Consider the following 16,023-nt stretch of genomic DNA (forward strand, 5'->3'; position numbering starts at 1 on the left):
CGAGACCGATCATGAGCATCCTCTACCGCACCAAGGCCACCGCGACCGGCGGCCGCGACGGCCGCGCCGCCAGCGAGGACGGCAGGCTGTCCGTCGCCCTGACCACGCCGAAGGAGCTGGGTGGCCAGGGCGGCGACGCCACCAACCCTGAGCAGCTGTTCGCCGCCGGCTATTCCGCCTGCTTCCTGAGCGCGCTGAAATACGTCGCCGCCCAGGCCAAGGTGAGGATCGCGCCGGAGAGCACGGTGACCGCCGATGTCGGGGTCGGCCCGCGCGACGACGGCCAGGGCTTCGGCCTGGATGTCGGCCTGACCATCGCCCTGCCGGGCGTGGAGCGCGCCGTCGCCGAGGACCTGGTGGCCCGCGCCCATGTGGTCTGCCCCTACTCGCACGCCACAAGCGGCAACCTGAACGTCCGCCTGACCGTCGCCTGATCTCGGTCGAAAGCCCGCCCGTGGCATTGCGCCGCGGGCGGGCTTTCCGTTACCAGGGACGGATGACCGTCGCCCTGATCGTCCCGTCACTCGACCGCCTGCCCGGATTTGCCGACGCGCTGCGCCGCGGCTGGTCGCCGGACACGGTGCGCAAGGAGGCGGCGGCGCGGGAGCAGCTGGAGCGGATCGCGCAGGACCCGGCCGGCTTCGTCGCCGGCCTGGACGACCCCGAGGCGCGCGGCGGGCCGATCAAGATGCCGGACGGCAGCACCGTGCCGCGACTGCCCGGCTTCCACCGCTGGCTGTGGGACGGGGAATTCTGCGGCAGCTTCGGCTTCCGCTGGCAGCCCGGCACCGCCGCCCTGCCGCTGCATGTGCTGGGCCATATCGGCTACAGCGTCGTGCCCTGGAAGCAGGGCCGCGGCTACGCCACGCGCGGCCTGGCGCTGCTGCTGCCCGAGGCGCGGTCGCGGGGCCTGCCGCATGTCGATCTGACCGCCGATCCCGACAACCTCGCCTCGCAGCGCGTGATCCTGGCCAATGGCGGCCGGCTGGTCGAACGCTTCCGCAAGGCGGAGGCCTATGGCGGCACCGAATCGCTGCGCTTCCGCATCGACCTCTGACCGCGCCGGCCTTCCGGTGAGGGCCCGTTTGCCGTAGACCGGGCGCATCTCGTCCGGCGATTCGGAAAGGAACCGGCATGGCGGTTCGCGGCGACAGACCTTCCCCGATTCTGCCCTCCGCCCTGCTGGTGCGGCCGGTGCTGGGCCTCGCGCTCGGCGCCAGCACCCTGCCGCTGCTGCATGCCGGGGTGTTCCCGGCGATGCTGCCGGCGCTGCAGGTGCAGGCCGGCGCGATCGGGCTGGTGACGGCCGAGTCGCTGCTGGCGCTGCTGCCGTTCCTCGGCTGGGCCGCGCTCGCCCGGCGCGGCGGCGAGCGCCCGCCGATCATCGCCGGCGGCGTGCTGGTGGCCCTGGCGCTGGCCGGCTTCCTGGCCGTGCTGCGCCAGCCGCTGGCGCCCGAGGATTCGATCGTGATCCCCGGCCTGCTGTGGATCGTCGCGGTGGTCGGCGCCGCCGGGCTGGTGGTCGGCAACCATCTGCATCTGATCCGGCTGGGCGGCGGGTCGGGCGGCCGCATCACCGTGATCGCGGTCGCCGCGGCGACGCTGTTCGGGCCGATCCTGGGCAACGCCGTCGCCCTGGTGCTGCAGCCGGCCGCCGGATCGCTGGCGATCCCGCTGGGGCCGTATCTGTTCTGGGCAGCGATGGCGGCGGCCCTGGCCTTCATCACCTGGCGCAGCCCGACCGCCGCGGCGCCCGCGGCCTCCACCCGCGCCGCACCGGCGGCTGTCGCGGCGGCGGCGCTGGGGCTGGTCCTGCTGCTGACGCCGATCGTCTGGCTGAACGCCGTCCGCCTGCCCCTGCTGATCCACGCTGCCACGGTCGCCGGCGGGTCGATCCCCGACCTGCTGAGCCAGGTCTCGCTGATCGGCTACCTCGCCGTCGCCGTGGTGCTGCTGGCGGCGGCGCTGCATCCGGGGATCGGCCTGCCGGTCGCCGGCCCGCTGGCCGCGGCCGTCGTCGTGTGGGCCCTCGCCGGGCTGAGCATCGAGGTGCCGGTATCGCTGGCCTGGGGCGTCAGCAGCGACCCGGCCTATGCCCTGGCGATGCTGGCCGGATTCGCCGCCATCCTGGGGCGCGGCGCCGGGCCGCTGCGGGTCGGCGTGGCCTGGACCGCGCTGCAGGTGGCGGCCGTGCTGGGCAACCGCGGCGGCCAGGTCTGGTGGCAGTACAACCAGCTCGCCGTCACCGAGGGCATGCAATGGACCGGCATCGCCCTGGCGGTGCTGGGCGCGCTGGCCCTGGCGGGCGTCATCCTGGCCCGCCGCACCCGATGAAAAAAGCCTCCGGAGCGAGGCCCCGGAGGCTTCGAGTGTAGATCGGGCCGGAGGAACGCCAGCCAGGGACCGGCCCGATCGTCGACGGATCGACGGCTTTCACGATGGCGTCGGCTAGGTCGTCCAGCCCGCCCGATCCGTGATCTCGTGAACGACTGCCGTCGCGTCAGAAGCGATTGCAAATCATTCGCAATCTCAAGATAGAGCTTTGCCGGCCGAATGCAAGCGGGAAACGGCATGGGCGGCAAGAAGCCGGCCGCGGCACGAGGCCACGGCCGGCTGAACGAACCCGGAGCTTCAGTCGAAGCGCAGCGGGATGTTGATGGTGATGCCCGGCGACGGCGCGACATAGACCGGGGGCGGTGGCTCGACATAGACCGGCCGCGGGCGCCGCACATAGTAGGCCGGCCGGTCGTCATAGACGATCACCCGGTCGCGGTGCGGCCGGTAGTAGCGCGGCCCGTCGTGCCAATGCCGGTGGCGGTGGTGGCGGCGCCAGCGGTCGTCGTCATCGTCGTCGTCATCGTCCGCGACCGCCGTCGCCGGCTGCAGCAGCAGGGTCGGGACGGCGGCGGTGAGGGCGAGCAACGCCAGGAGTGACAGGCGCGCCAGGGGCTGCTGCATGCCGGGCCTCAGTCGAAGCGCAGCGGGATGTTGACCGAGATGCCCGGGGTCGGCGCCACGTAGACGGGCGGCGGCGGCGCGTAGTAGGCCGGCGGCCGTTCGACATAGACCGGCGGGCGCTCGTAATAGACCGGCGGGCGCTCATAGTAGACCCGCGGACGCTCGTAGTAGTACCGCGGGCGCGGCTGCACCACCACCACGTCCGGACGCCGGTCGTAGTAGTAGCCGTGGTCGCGCCAGGGCGGGCCCCAGCGATGCTTCCAGCTGTCGGCGAGAGCCGGGGTCGACACCGCCAGCGTGACCGCGGCGGCGGCCAAGGCACCGGCCAGAATGCGGCGAGTCGAGATCATACGGTCCTGTCCTTCTGCTGCCGGGCGGCCCGTCGGGCCGGACCCACCAACGCACGACCGACATAACGTCCGGCCGACGGCTTCGATCCGGCCACAATCAAGGTATTTTCGTGGCATTGCCCGGAACAGGCGGCGGCTCCCAGCCGAAGACGCTGCGGCCGCCATACTCGTGCGACCGGTGCCGTTCGGCCGCGATGTGCTCGGGCAGGGTCGGGCCGGTGGCCTGGCGCTCGACCCGCCGGGCCTGGTCGTCCAGGCGGCGGATCGCGTCCAGCCGCTCGTCATTGCCCAGCTTCGCCTGGGCGACGGCGGATTTCAGCACGGCGATGGTCTGGTCGTAGACCAGGGTCGGCACCGGATAGGGGTGCCGGTCCTTGCCGCCATGGGCCAGCGAGAAGCGGCCGGGATCGGCGAAGCGGCAGGGCGCGCCGTGCACCACCTCCGCCACCATGGCCAGCGAATGCACGGTGCGGGCGCCGACGCCCGGCACCAGCAGCAGCTCGGCGAAATCCTCCGGCGCCCGATCCGCCGCCGCGGCCAGGGCGCCGTGCAGCCGGCGCAGGATCACGTCCCTGGGCCGGACGTCGTGATGCGCCGGCATCACCAGATGCGGCAGCGACGGCTGCTCCGGCGGCGCGACCCGGCCCTCGATCGCCGCGACCTCGCCGACCAGCCGGTCGGGGCCGAGGTCGCGCAGCAGGTCCAGCTGCCGGTTCCGCGAGGCCGCGGCCCGCCGGTCGGTCAGGTTGACGATCACGCCCCGGCCGGGGCCCTCGATCGCCGTGTGCGGCGCCTCGACGAAGCTCTTCAGATCCTCGGAGCACCAGTGGTAGCGGCGGGCCAGGCGGCTGTCGCCGTTCATGCCCTGCTGCACCACCACCCAGCGCCCGTCATCGGCGACGATGAAGCCGTGCAGATAGAGGTCGAAGCCATCCTGCACCGCGGCGCTGTCGACCTTGGCGACCAGCCGGCTGGCCTTGGCCAGCGCCGCGCCGTCGAAGCCGACGCGCTGGCCGATGTCGACAAGCTCCGCCGGGGTCTGGCGCGAATGGGCGCCGCGGCCGCCGCAGACATGCAGGCCGAGCTCGCCCGCCATCGGCTGCAGGCCGCGCTTCAGCGCGCCGATCACGCTAGTGGTGATGCCGGAGGAATGCCAGTCCATGCCCATCACGGCGCCGAAGGACTGGAACCAGAAGGGGTGGGCCAAGCGGCGCAGGAACTCGTCGCGGCCGTAATGGTGGATGATAGCCTCGGCGATCACCGCGCCCAGCCGGGCCATGCGCCGGCCGAGCCAGGCGGGCACCCGGCCGTGATGCAGGGGCAGATCGGCGCTGCCGGCCCGTTTCGCCACGGATCCTCCGGAACAAAGGCGGAACGATCCTAGCGCAGGACCAAGGGATTTGCCACATCGACGGCGAGGCTGATCGGCCGGCGCTTAGTAGCCACCTCCGCGGCCCATGCCGCCCTCATTGCCGCCGGAGCTGGAGCCGCCTGTGCTGGTCGCGGACGGCATCCGGTTGGGGCCGTGGCACTCGCCGGCGGCGAGGCCCAGGAGCAGAACGACGAGAAGACCAATGCGAAGGCTGGGCCGGAGACGAGACGAAGCCGGAGGAGCATGCGCCATGACAGCGACTCCCATTCGGTCGGAAACCGGAGTTTGGATGGCTGACTGTTCGCCTGACCGAGGCGTAAGGTTACGCTGGCGCGGGCCGCCAAGTGAGCGAATTGCGGAGCCGGACCCCGCTGACCTGCAGGCTGCTGTTCCACAGGGCGGTCAGCGGGGCCAGGGAGTCGACGATGCGGAGGTCGACGCCGTGCCGGGCCAGCTCGCCGTCGAGCCCGGCCAAGGTGACGCGGCCGAGCGGGAGAACCGGCGCCTCGGATACCCACATCCCGGCATCCTCGAGGCTGCGGAAGGTCGCGGCCGGCAGCTCGTAGCGATGGATCACGGCCGAACGCAGCCGGTCGATCCAGGCGGTCTCGACGAAGGCGACGGCGCGGGGCTCGCCGGGTCCCAGCCAGCGCGTCCGATCCGCCACCGAGCTTCGCGGCGTCGCCCAGGCTAGGATTCGGGGACAGTCCCGCGGGAACAAGTACAGCATCTGATGGGCGTCATCGATCGCCCAGACCAGCGGGCCATTCAACCATTCCCGGCCGGCAGGGCGGTTCGACGGCACACGCACCGGGCGCGGCTCGAACCGATCGATCGTCGGATCGTCGCTGAAATGGAACAGCCGCACGATCGCCCCCCGCCGGAGACCTACGCCGCCGCCGCCCGCGCCTTGCCGATCAGGGCCAGGATCTCGCCGGCGGCCTGCGGGATGTTGGTGCCGGGGCCGTAGACGGCGCTGACGCCGGCGGCCAGCAGCTTTTCGTAGTCCTGCGGCGGGATGACGCCGCCGCACACCACCAGGATGTCGCCGGCGCCCTCGGCCTTCAGGGCGGCCAGGAGCTGCGGCACCAGAGTCAGATGGCCGGCCGCCTGGGACGAGACGCCGACGACATGGACGTCGTTCTCGATCGCCTGGCGCGCCGCCTCCTCCGGCGTCTGGAACAGGGGGCCGATGTCGACGTCGAAGCCGATATCGGCGAAGGCGGTCGCGATCACCTTGGCGCCGCGGTCGTGGCCGTCCTGGCCCAGCTTGACCACCAGCATGCGCGGCCGGCGCCCCTCGGCCTCGGCGAAGCGCGCCACCTCCTGCTGGATCCGGGCATAGCCCTCGTCGCCGGCGAAGGCGCCGCCATAGACGCCGGAGACCGAGCGGATCACGGCGCGGTGGCGGGTGAACACCTGCTCCAGCGCATCGGAGATCTCGCCGACCGTGGCCCGCGCCCGCGTCGCCTTGACCGCCAGGTCCAGCAGGTTGCCCTCACCGGATTTTGCCGCTTCGGTCAGCGCCGCCAGCGCCGCGCGGCAGGCGGCATCGTCACGCCCGGCGCGGATCTTCTTCAGCCGCGCCACCTGGGATTCGCGCACCGCCGAATTGTCGATCGCCAGCACCTCGACATGGTCCGGCTTGTCCGGCGCGTATTTGTTGACGCCGACGATCACCTGCTCGCCGCGGTCGATCCGGGCCTGGCGGCGGGTCGCGCTCTCCTCGATCCTGAGCTTCGGCAGGCCGGCCTCGACCGCCTTGGTCATGCCGCCCATGGCCTCGACCTCGCCGATCAGCACCCGGGCCTTGGCCACGAGCTCGGCGGTCAGCGCCTCGATGTAGTAACTGCCGCCGAGCGGGTCGACGGTACGGGTCACCCCCGTCTCCTCGGCAATGATCAGCTGGGTGTTGCGGGCGATGCGGGCCGAGAAGGGGGTGGGCAGGCCCAGCGCCTCGTCGAAGCTGTTGGTGTGCAGGCTCTGGGCCCCGCCCAGCACCGCGGCCAGCGCCTCGACCGTCGTCCGTACCACGTTGTTGTAGGGGTCCTGCTCGGTCAGCGACACACCGGAGGTCTGGCAATGGGTGCGCAGCATCAGGCTCTCGGCCTTCTTCGGCGCGAACTCGGCCTGGATCAGCTCGGCCCAGAGCCGGCGGGCGGCGCGCAGCTTCGCCACCTCGGTGAAGAAGTCCATGCCGATGGCGAAGAAGAAGGACAGGCGGCCGGCGAAGGCGTCGACGTCGAGCCCGCGCGAGATCGCGGCGCGGACATATTCCAGCCCGTCGGCCAGGGTGTAGGCCAGCTCCTGCACCGCCGTCGCCCCGGCCTCCTGCATGTGGTAGCCGGAGATCGAGATCGAGTTGAACCTCGGCATCCGCTCCGCCGTGTAGGCGATGATGTCGGCGACGATCCGCATCGAGGGCCCGGGCGGGTAGATGTAGGTGTTCCGGACCATGAACTCCTTGAGGATGTCGTTCTGGATGGTGCCGGACAGCTTTGCCTCCGGCACCCCCTGCTCCTCCGCCGCCACGATGTAGCCGGCCAGCACCGGCAGCACGGCGCCGTTCATGGTCATGGAGACCGACATGCGGTCGAGCGGGATGCCGTCGAACAGGATCTTCATGTCCTCGACGGAATCGATCGCCACCCCGGCCTTGCCGACATCGCCGACCACGCGCGGATGGTCGCTGTCGTAGCCGCGGTGGGTGGCGAGGTCGAAGGCGATCGAGACGCCCTGCTGCCCCGCCGCGAGATTGGCACGGTAGAAGGCGTTCGACGCCTCCGCGGTGGAGAAGCCGGCATACTGCCGCACGGTCCAGGGCCGGCCGGCATACATCGTCGCCCGCACGCCGCGGGTGAAGGGGGCGAAGCCCGGCAGCTGCCCCGCCGCGCCCTCCGGCACGTCCGCCGCGGTGTAAAGCGGCCTGACCGACACGCCCTCCGGCGTCTCGACCGACAGCTCCTCCAGCGGGCGGTCACGCAGCTCCTTCCGGGCCAGCGCCTCCCAATCGGCGAGAGTCCGCTTGTCGAAGGCGGTCATGGCGGCATTCCTCCTGTCACGGAGGGAGTATAGGAGCGGTCCCGGCCGCGGTCACGCGGCGCGCATGATTCTTTCGCCTGCCGGTCAGTTCCGGCTGAGCGCCATATGCGCGCCGAGCCCGACCAGGGCCGAGCCGCTGGCGAGGCGCAGCCAGCGCGCCACCCTTTCGCTGCGGCGCAGCCGGGACATCGCCCGGTCGATGCACAAGAGGGTGACCACGTCAGCGGCGAAGAACACGGCGTTGACGATCATGCCCAGCACCAGGAACTGGGCCCAGACCGGCAGGCCGGCGGCGGGGTCGACGAACTGCGGCAGGAAGGCGATGAAGAACAGCGCCGTCTTCGGGTTCAGGAGCTCGACCGTCACGCTTTCGGCGAAGGCGCGCCGCGCGGTCTTCTGCGCCAGCTGCGGCAGGGCGTCGCCGGCTTGGCGGCTGCGCACCATGCGGATGCCGAGCCAGACGAGGTAGGCGGCGCCGAAGATCTTCACCACCAGGAACAGGGTCGGCGACCAGCGGAACACCGCCGACAGCCCGGCCGCGGCCGCGGCGACATGCACCAGGTCGCCGACCGCGATGCCGGTGGCCGCCCGGAACCCCGCCGCCCGGCCGCGCGCCAGGGTCTGGGCCACGGTGTAGAGGATCGCCGGCCCCGGGATGATCGCGATCAGCACCGTGGCGACGAAGAAGGGCAGCAGATGCGCGAGCGACGGCATGGCGGGGCTCCGGCGGATTTTACAGGCCACCATAGCGCGACCTCGTTCCGGCGTCAGGCATGCAGAAAACGGATATCGTCGATTTGAAAGCGGTCACCATCGCCTTATGCTGATCGGGCTTAGTGAGGCCCAGCTGCCATGAGTGCCGTTACTATCTCCAAGGCCAGATCCAGCCTCTCTCGCCTGGTTGCCGCGATCGAGACAGGCCGAGAGACCGAAGTCGTCATCACTCGCAACGGCCGCCCCGTCGCCCGCCTTGTCCCAATAGCCGCCGTTCCCGATGCAAGCCATCGCCTCGGGTTGCTGGCCGGTCAGTATCCGCCGATGACACTCGAAGCGTTCGATGCCGAGAACGGTCGGATCGCGGCACTCTTTTCCGGCGAGGCGACTTGACACTGCGGATGGTCACGCCGCGATCCGCGGCACCGTACCGCCCCCGCACTGTCTTGACGTTGTCACAAATCCCGCTAGGAATGATTCGCAGATGGAGCGATAGCAACCACCCTGCCATTGGTGTAGGGGAAGAAACCCGCGGCGGACCAACATCCCAACCGCCGGTTTCTGCGATATAATCCTGCGTCGCGGCGGCGAGCCAAGCCGCTGCGACCGTTCGGAAGCGAGAGCACAGTCGGAGTGTGACACCGTGAACGCAAGCGTCGGAAACCAAGGCACCGCGACGCATCCGGGCCCAGTCAACCCGAAGCAGGTGTTCGCCACGGAAGGCATCGACCCCACCCTGGAGCGGCCGAGCCTCGTGACCCGCTTCTTCATGCGGCTGGTCACCTGGGCCGAGCGGCTCAACCTGAAATACACCAAGGTCGGCAACCCGCCGGTCTACGACACCGCCGTCTTCCCCTGGGTCGCCGAGATCGAGCGCGAATGGCCGCTGATCCGGGCCGAGCTGGACCGCGTGCTGCTGCGCCAGCACGAGCTGCCGAGCTTCCAGGACATCTCGTCCGACGTGAAGACCATCAGCAAGGACAACCACTGGAAGACGTTCTTCCTGTCCGGCTACGGCGTCAGCTCGGAGAAGAACATCGCCCAGTGCCCGGAGACCTGGCGCATCGTCCAGAAGATCCCGGGGCTGAAGACGGCGATGTTCTCGATCTTCGAGCCGGGCAAGCACCTAGCCGCCCATCGCGGCCCCTATAACGGCGTGCTGCGGCTGCACCTGCCGCTCTTGGTGCCGGAGCCGCGCGAGAAGCTGGCGATCCGCGTCGACAAGCAGATCTGCCACTGGACCGAGGGCAAGGCCCTGGTGTTCGACGACGCCTATGAGCACGAGGCCTGGAACCACACCGACAAGACCCGGGTGGTGCTGTTCATCGACTTCGTCAAGCCGCTGCGCTTCCCGGCCCGGCTGGTGAACTGGCTGCTCCTGAACCTGGCCGTCTTCACCCCCTTCATCCGCGAGGGCCAGGACGCGCACAAGGAGTGGGAGAAGAAGTTCTACGCCCAGGCCGAGGCCCTCCGGAACAAGAAGGCCTGAGGCCACCCTACGCCTCGAACTGCTCCACCACGGCACTCGTCGTCGTGACCGTGGCGAACTCCGCCGCCAGGGTCGCCAGATGGGCGCGGTGCAGCTCCTCCGCCGCGACCGTGCCGCCGGCGCCGTCCGGCAGGTCGAAGCAGGCGCAGGCGTCGCCGACCATCACCGTCCGGTAGCCCAGATTCGCCGCCACGCGGGCGGTGGTCGAGACGCACATGTCGGTGCTGAAGCCGAACAGCACCACCGTGCCGATGCCGAGCCGCCGCAGCCGCAGGTCGAGATCGGTGCCGATGAAGGCGCAGTTCACCGACTTCGCCACCACCGGCTCGCCCTCCCGCGGCTCGAAGCCAGGGCGAAAGGCATGGCCGGGATGGCTCGGCGCCAGGGTCGAGCCGGGCTCGACCGAATCGTGCCGGATGTGCAGCAGCGGCAGCCCGGCCCGCCGCCACGCCGACAGCAGGCGCTGGCCGTTGGCGTCGAGATCCGGATTGTTGCGCCGGCCCCAGGACGGCAGGTCGAAGCCGCGCTGCAGGTCGACCGGCAGCAGCGCCGCCCGGCTGAGGTTGGGTGTCTCGTTCATCTCAGGCCCTTCAGGTGTGGATCATGCGGCGCGGGGAAGTCGGGTCGGACATGCCGCGAGTGTGGCCGGATCACCCGACGGCAGCAATGACAGGATGCCGTCGGACAGGATCCTCAGCCCGTCCGGCGCAGCCCCTGCCAGCCCGCCAAGGCGAGAGCCAGCAGGGCCGCGGCCGGGGCCACCCAGGCCTCCGGCGCCGACATCGCCCACAGCGTCGCCCCGGTGGCCGCGCACCACAGCGCCGGCAGGACCATCAGCACCCAGCGCGCCGGCCCGGCCAGGGCCAGCAGCAGGCCGAGCGTGCCGATCGCGGTCGGGTCGGGCGCGACGCCGAAGATCTCGGCCAGGCGCCAGGACCGGCCGAGCAGCAGGCCGATCGCCGGCTGGGCCAGCAGCGCGAACAGGAAGATCCCGATCCCCGCCCGCCCGGCGATATCGAGCCGCGGCGGGGCGGAGAGCCGGCCGCCGACGGCCCCGGCCCAGACCAGCAGCGCCGCCTGCGCCAGGAAGGCCGTCGCGGCCCAGGGCGCGGCCCAGTTGATGGTGGCATAGCGGTCAAGATGGAAGGCGATCGCCACCCAGGCCCAGCAGGCGGCCAGGATGGCGGCGACGGCCGGTCCGGCGACCGGTCCGCCGCGCCGCAGCAGGACCAGCATCAGCAGCCCGAGCAGCACGGCCGCGATCTGCGCCGGCCAGATCGCCGCGTTGTACAGCCCGAACAGCCGGTGATAGGTGCGGGGCGAGAACAACAGGAAGTCGGAGAGGCGGTAGCTCCACCACTCCGACATCACAGAGCCTCGACATCGGCGGCGATGCGCCGGCGCATCGCCGCATCCGGCATCGGGCCGCGGGCGACGCCGAGATTCTCGCGCACATGGTCGACCCGGGTGGTGGCCGGGATGGCGCAGGTGACGGCCGGGTGCGAGACCACGAATTTCAGCAGGATCTGGGCCCAGCTGGCGCAGCCGATCTCGCCGGCCCAGCCGGGCAGCGCCTCGCCCTCGAAATCGTCGATCAGCCCGCCCTGGCGGAACGGCCGGTTGCAGATGACGGCGATGCCGCGGTCCTGCGCCAGCGGCAGGATGCGGTCCTCCACCTCGCGGTCGAGAACATTGTAGGTGACCTGGACGAAGTCGACCGGCCGGCTGCGCATCACCTGCTCGACCTCGCCGTGCCGCCGCCCTTCCGAGGTGGTGATGCCGACATGGCGCAGCCGGCCCTCCGCCTTCATGCCGAACAGCGTGTCGAGATGCGTCTCCCAGGCCAGCAGGTTGTGGACCTGCAGCAGGTCGAAGCGCGGCACGCCCCAGAGCCGGCGCGATTCCTCGATCTGTGCCGGCCCGTCGCCGGAGGTCCAGACCTTGTCGGCCGCGAACAGGCCGGGCGGGCGGCCGAGCTTGGCCAGGCCGTAGCCGATCACCGGCTGGGAGGAGCCGTACATCGGCGAGGAATCGATCATCCTTCCACCCTCGGCGAAGAAGGCGCGCATCACCTCGGCGCAGTCGTCGCGCGCTTGCGCGTCGTCGCCGACATTGAAGGTGATCCAGCTGCCGAGCCCGACCACGGGCATCGCCTCGCCGGTCGACGGGATCGGCCGGGTCAGCGGGGCCGCCTGTGCCGCCGCGTCCGGCAGCAGCGGGGCCGCGCCGGCGGCGGCCAGGGCGCCCAGCAGGCTGCGGCGGGAGAGGATCGGGGAACGCGGCATCGCTGCCTCCGTCTGCGCTGTCGCCCCCATGAAGATGGGATCGCAGGGCGGCGACGCCATAGCCGCGTTATTGCGGGCCCTTCCAAGCCCAAGGATTGATCACGTCGAGGCCAGCCGCCTCGAAGGGGCCACGATCGCGCGTCGCCACGGCGAATCCCTTGGCAGCGGCAGTGGCGGCGATGAATCCATCCACCGTCCCGATCGCCCTGCCGGCGGCCCGGGCACGCGCCCGGAGCGCGGCATAAGCCGCCGATGCGGCCGCGTCGAAGGGGAGGACGCGCTCGCCGAACAACGACACGATGATCTGCTCCAGGCCGGCGTGCAGCGAATCCTTCCGTTTGCCATCTGGCAGGGCGGCGATGCCGAAGCGCAGCTCCGCCAAGCTGATGGCCGAAAGGTAGAGCGTCTCGACGGTCTGAGCGTCCAGCCAGGCCAGCACAGTCGGGTCGCCGTCCGGCCGCAGCGGCTCGGAAACGACGTTGGTGTCGAGCAGGATCATTCGAAGCTGATCGGCTCGGATGAGGTCTTGTCGCGCTCGATCTCAAGTTCGACGCCGCCGGCCTGCCGGCCGATCTCGGCCAGAAGTGAGCCCAGCCTGACGCGCTGCGCCGGCCGGACAGCGGCTTCCAGGATGTCGCGGATCTCCGCCTCGGTGCTGCGCCCATGCCGGGCCGCCCGCACCTTCAGGGCGCGGTGGGCCTCCTCCGACAGGTTGCGGATGGTGACGGCGGGCATTGATATCACTCCGACCTGCTTGCTTCTAACGATATCATTTTATTCTTCTTGATATCGCATTTCAAGATCGCTGCGTGCCCCGGTCATCCGCAGCGCCACGATTGTCGCCTTCCGGTTCCGCCGCCCCTGGGACAGTATTCCCGTTCATGCCGGCAGTCGGCAGAGCACGGACAGGGGGATGGGATGCGGAATCGACGGAACAGCCCGGGATTGATCGGCGGGGTGCTGGCAACAGGCCTGCTCACCATGCTGCTGGCAGCGCTGCCGGCCGCAGCCGAGGACGCGCCGGCCCCGGTGCTGAACGCCGGCGACAAGGTGCTAAAATTCGACTGGCCGGCGGTGCAGGTCGGCACCGGCGAATACGAGGAGGGGCCGACCGGCGTCACCGTGTTCCATTTCGACCGACGCTCGCTGGCCGCGGTCGATGTCCGCGGCGGCGGGCCCGGCACGGTCAACACCGACTATCTGCGCCTGGGCTACGACGCGCCGGAGCTGGACGCCGTGGTGTTCGCCGGCGGCTCCTGGTACGGGCTGGAGGCCACCACCGCCGTCGCCTCGGCGCTGAAGGAGGACGGTGTTCGCGGCGGCCATTGGGACAACATCGCGCTGTCGGTCGGCGCCATCATCTACGATCTCGGCGGCCGCCGGCTGAATGAGCTGGTGCCCGACAAGCGGCTGGCCCAGGCCGCCTTCCGCGCCACCAGGCCGGGCGTGTTCCCGCTGGGCGCCCAGGGCGCCGGCCGGCTGGCCGTCACCGGGTCGCTGTTCGGCTGCAACGCCTTCTCCGGCCAGGGCGGCGCCTTCCGCCAGATCGGCCAGGTCAAGGTGGCCGCCTTCGTCGTGGTCAACGCGCTGGGCGTGGTGACGACGCGCGACGGCAAGGTGGCCGCCTGCTACGGCGATGAGGGCTGGCCGAAGGACCTGACCACCGCGGCGCTGCTGGCGGGCTATCCGGCCAGCCGCAAGCCGGGCTGGACCGGCGCGCCGAACGCCGACGCCCCGGCCCGCAACACCACGGTCAGCCTGGTCGTCACCAACCAGAAGCTGAAGCCGGCGGAGCTGCAGCGCCTGGCGATCCAGGTGCACAGCTCGATGGGCCGGGCGCTGCAGCCCTTCGCCACCGAATTCGACGGCGACGTGCTCTACGCCGTCTCGACCGGCGAGCTGGAGGACGAGGCGGCGATGCTGCCGACGGTCGATCTCGGCGTGATCGGCGGCGAGGTGATGTGGGACGCGATCCTGGCCTCCGTGCCCGACCAGCCGAAGCCGGCGACGCCCGCCGACAAGCCTGTGCTGCCGGCGGACAGGCTGGCGGCGCTGGCCGGCGACTACGTCTTCAGCCCCTTCGTGACGGTGAAGGTCACGGCCGAGGGCGATCGCTTGTTCGCCCAGGCGACCGGCGCGCGCGTCGCCTTCGCCATCGGCAAGGAGGAGCGAACCGAGCTGAAGCCGGTCTCGGCCACCGATTTCATGGTGCCGGCGCGCTATCCCCTGACCCTGCGCTTCGACGAGGCCGGCCGGCTGGTGCTCAACCCCGGGCACTGGCAGCAGGTGGGGACGCGGCAGGGCGGCTGAGGGCTGTCCCTACTCCTCCCGCCACTCCCGGAAGGCCGCCGCCTGGCCGTGCAGCGTGCCGGTCTCGTCGATCAGCTGCCAGACGGTGGCGTTCTCGATCCAGAAGCGGCGGCCGGACCTGGCGATGCGCAGGCCGCGATAGTCGCCGATGAAGCCGTCGCGGGTGACGGTGTCCAGCAGGCGCTGCCGCTCGGCCCGGTCCGGCGCCTCGGCCGAGAGGCGGGAGGGTAGAGTCGTGAACTCGTCCCAGCCGTATTCGAAACGGGCCTGCGCCGCCTTGTTGGCGTAGACGAAGCGCGGATCGGCGTCGGTGTCGTGCGCCAGCACGCAGAACGGCGCCGCCTCGTACAGCCAGCGCGCCTGCTCCGCGGCATCGGCGCCGGCCTCTTCCGGCAGCAGCGGCGCGCCGACCAGCCGGGCATGGCTGCCGGCCAGGAGGCGCAGGAAGTCGGGATCGTGGGCGAGACTCATCAGGGATCTCCGGACGCGCCGCGACGGCCGCGCGCATGGAAGCTACGTCGGACATCGGCCCCGGCCGGACAAGCCGTTGCGGCACGGTGTCCAGGCATGGCTGGGCTGCCGCACCGGCAGGCTACGGGCCGCGGCGTTTTCGGTGACCATAGGACCCTGATCCGATTCAGCCGAGGATTTCCCATGACGCTGCCGTCGATCGTCTCCCGCGCCGCCGCCCTTGCCGTCGCCGGCCTGATGCTGCTGGCCCAGCCCGTGGCCGCGGCCGAGCTGCAGGTCGTCAGCTCCGGCGGTTTCGCCGCCGCCTATCGCGCCCTGGCGCCGGAATACGAACGCGCCAGCCGCGACACGCTGAAGATCCACTGGGGCCCGTCGATGGGCGACACGCCGAACGCGGTGCCGGCCCGGCTGGCCCGCGGCGAGAAACTGGATGTCGTGATCATGGTCGGCACTGCCCTGGACGACCTGATCAAGCAGGGCAAGATACTGCCCGACAGCAAGGTCGTGCTCGCCCGCTCCAGCATCGGCGTCGCGGTCAAGGCCGGCGCGCCGAGGCCGGATATCGGCTCGGCCGAGGCGGTGAAGCAGGCGCTGCTGGCCGCCAGGTCGGTCGCCTATTCCGACAGCGCCAGCGGCGTCTACATCTCCACGCAGATGTTCCAGCGCCTGGGCATCGCCGCGCAGATGGAGGGCAAGGCCCGCAAGATCCCGGCCACGCCGGTCGGCGAGATCGTGGCCAAGGGCGAGGCGGAACTAGGCTTCCAGCAGATCGCCGAGCTGAAGGCGGTCGAGGGCATCGACCTGGTCGGGCCGCTGCCGCCGGAGCTGCAGCTGGTGACGCCGTATTCCGCCGGCATCGTCGCCGGCTCGCACGACCCCGCGGCGGCGAAGAAGCTGCTGGATTTCCTGGCCTCCCCCGCCGCCGCCCCGGCCATCGCCGCCACGGGGCTGGAGCCGACTGCGACGGCCAAGTAAGCCCCCTCCCTGTCGTTGCCGGGCTTGACCCGGCAATCCAGGAGCCACCCAGAGCCG

At 71.0% G+C, this 16,023-nt stretch carries 19 protein-coding genes; 7 read left to right on the top strand and 12 right to left on the bottom strand.

Features of this window, described 5'->3' with window-relative positions:
- Positions 1–11: 11 nt before the first annotated feature.
- The 3 genes from ACFW16_RS29885 (at position 12) to ACFW16_RS29895 (ending at position 2,334) form a co-directional block, all read left to right on the top strand.
- Positions 12–434: an organic hydroperoxide resistance protein gene (locus ACFW16_RS29885; RefSeq protein ID WP_380312100.1), complete on the top strand. Its 423-nt coding sequence runs from the start codon at positions 12–14 to the stop codon at positions 432–434.
- 62 nt (positions 435–496) lie between these two features.
- The gene (locus ACFW16_RS29890; RefSeq protein ID WP_380312101.1) at positions 497–1,057 is read left to right on the top strand and encodes a GNAT family N-acetyltransferase; all 561 of its coding nucleotides are present in this window, start codon (positions 497–499) and stop codon (positions 1,055–1,057) included.
- A 77-nt stretch (positions 1,058–1,134) separates the two neighbouring features.
- The gene (locus ACFW16_RS29895) at positions 1,135–2,334 is read left to right on the top strand and encodes a hypothetical protein (protein ID WP_380312103.1); all 1,200 of its coding nucleotides are present in this window, start codon (positions 1,135–1,137) and stop codon (positions 2,332–2,334) included.
- Positions 2,335–2,631: 297 nt separating this feature from the next.
- Here ACFW16_RS29895 and ACFW16_RS29900 read toward each other — a convergent pair whose 3' ends face one another.
- The 6 genes from ACFW16_RS29900 to ACFW16_RS29925 form a co-directional block, all read right to left on the bottom strand.
- Positions 2,632–2,958 carry a hypothetical protein gene (locus ACFW16_RS29900; RefSeq protein ID WP_380312105.1) on the bottom strand — a complete coding sequence of 109 codons (327 nt, stop codon included), beginning with the start codon at positions 2,956–2,958 and terminating at the stop codon, positions 2,632–2,634.
- An 8-nt stretch (positions 2,959–2,966) separates the two neighbouring features.
- Complete coding sequence (locus ACFW16_RS29905; protein ID WP_380312108.1) at positions 2,967–3,308, bottom strand: hypothetical protein; 342 nt, start codon at positions 3,306–3,308, stop codon at positions 2,967–2,969.
- 97 nt (positions 3,309–3,405) lie between these two features.
- Positions 3,406–4,659, bottom strand: coding sequence for a DUF763 domain-containing protein (locus ACFW16_RS29910; RefSeq protein WP_380312110.1), 1,254 nt, complete (start codon positions 4,657–4,659; stop codon positions 3,406–3,408).
- A 343-nt stretch (positions 4,660–5,002) separates the two neighbouring features.
- Entirely contained in the window at positions 5,003–5,548 is a 546-nt protein-coding gene (locus tag ACFW16_RS29915) for a DUF6886 family protein (RefSeq protein ID WP_380312111.1), read from the bottom strand.
- Positions 5,549–5,568: 20 nt separating this feature from the next.
- Entirely contained in the window at positions 5,569–7,722 is a 2,154-nt protein-coding gene (scpA, locus tag ACFW16_RS29920; RefSeq protein WP_380312113.1) for a methylmalonyl-CoA mutase, read from the bottom strand.
- An 84-nt stretch (positions 7,723–7,806) separates the two neighbouring features.
- On the bottom strand, positions 7,807–8,436 hold the full coding sequence (locus tag ACFW16_RS29925; protein ID WP_380312115.1) for a LysE family translocator: 630 nt from the start codon (positions 8,434–8,436) through the stop codon (positions 7,807–7,809).
- Positions 8,437–8,574: 138 nt separating this feature from the next.
- On the opposite strand from ACFW16_RS29925, the gene ACFW16_RS29930 reads away from it, so the two are divergent.
- Together ACFW16_RS29930 and ACFW16_RS29935 are read left to right on the top strand one after the other, a co-directional pair.
- A complete protein-coding gene (locus ACFW16_RS29930) occupies positions 8,575–8,829 on the top strand; it encodes a type II toxin-antitoxin system Phd/YefM family antitoxin (protein ID WP_380312116.1) in 255 nt (84 codons plus the stop codon).
- 250 nt (positions 8,830–9,079) lie between these two features.
- The gene (locus ACFW16_RS29935) at positions 9,080–9,925 is read left to right on the top strand and encodes an aspartyl/asparaginyl beta-hydroxylase domain-containing protein (protein WP_380312119.1); all 846 of its coding nucleotides are present in this window, start codon (positions 9,080–9,082) and stop codon (positions 9,923–9,925) included.
- A 7-nt stretch (positions 9,926–9,932) separates the two neighbouring features.
- On the opposite strand, the gene ACFW16_RS29940 is transcribed toward ACFW16_RS29935, so the two are convergent.
- The 5 genes from ACFW16_RS29940 to ACFW16_RS29960 form a co-directional block, all read right to left on the bottom strand.
- Positions 9,933–10,505, bottom strand: coding sequence for a cysteine hydrolase family protein (locus ACFW16_RS29940; RefSeq protein ID WP_380312121.1), 573 nt, complete (start codon positions 10,503–10,505; stop codon positions 9,933–9,935).
- 113 nt (positions 10,506–10,618) lie between these two features.
- On the bottom strand, positions 10,619–11,293 hold the full coding sequence (locus ACFW16_RS29945; protein WP_380312122.1) for a DUF6064 family protein: 675 nt from the start codon (positions 11,291–11,293) through the stop codon (positions 10,619–10,621).
- The gene (locus tag ACFW16_RS29950) at positions 11,293–12,210 is read right to left on the bottom strand and encodes an aldo/keto reductase (RefSeq protein WP_380312124.1); all 918 of its coding nucleotides are present in this window, start codon (positions 12,208–12,210) and stop codon (positions 11,293–11,295) included. The genes ACFW16_RS29945 and ACFW16_RS29950 overlap by 1 nt, the downstream gene beginning before the upstream one ends.
- 67 nt (positions 12,211–12,277) lie before the next feature.
- Positions 12,278–12,709, bottom strand: coding sequence for a type II toxin-antitoxin system VapC family toxin (locus tag ACFW16_RS29955; RefSeq protein WP_380312126.1), 432 nt, complete (start codon positions 12,707–12,709; stop codon positions 12,278–12,280).
- Entirely contained in the window at positions 12,706–12,945 is a 240-nt protein-coding gene (locus ACFW16_RS29960; protein WP_380312128.1) for a plasmid stabilization protein, read from the bottom strand. Before ACFW16_RS29960 ends, ACFW16_RS29955 begins: the two co-directional genes overlap by 4 nt.
- Positions 12,946–13,128: 183 nt before the next feature.
- Between ACFW16_RS29960 and ACFW16_RS29965 the strand changes: the two genes are divergently transcribed.
- On the top strand, positions 13,129–14,520 hold the full coding sequence (locus tag ACFW16_RS29965) for a P1 family peptidase (protein WP_380312130.1): 1,392 nt from the start codon (positions 13,129–13,131) through the stop codon (positions 14,518–14,520).
- Positions 14,521–14,529: 9 nt separating this feature from the next.
- Here the strand turns inward: ACFW16_RS29965 and ACFW16_RS29970 are convergent, their stop codons facing one another.
- Positions 14,530–14,991: an MEKHLA domain-containing protein gene (locus ACFW16_RS29970; RefSeq protein ID WP_380312133.1), complete on the bottom strand. Its 462-nt coding sequence runs from the start codon at positions 14,989–14,991 to the stop codon at positions 14,530–14,532.
- Positions 14,992–15,174: 183 nt separating this feature from the next.
- Between ACFW16_RS29970 and ACFW16_RS29975 the strand changes: the two genes are divergently transcribed.
- On the top strand, positions 15,175–15,966 hold the full coding sequence (locus ACFW16_RS29975) for a substrate-binding domain-containing protein (RefSeq protein ID WP_380312135.1): 792 nt from the start codon (positions 15,175–15,177) through the stop codon (positions 15,964–15,966).
- The last annotated feature ends 57 nt before the right edge of the window (positions 15,967–16,023 follow it).

It is taken from the genome of Inquilinus sp. NPDC058860, assembly GCF_042743185.1.
GTDB lineage: Bacteria > Pseudomonadota > Alphaproteobacteria > DSM-16000 > Inquilinaceae > Inquilinus.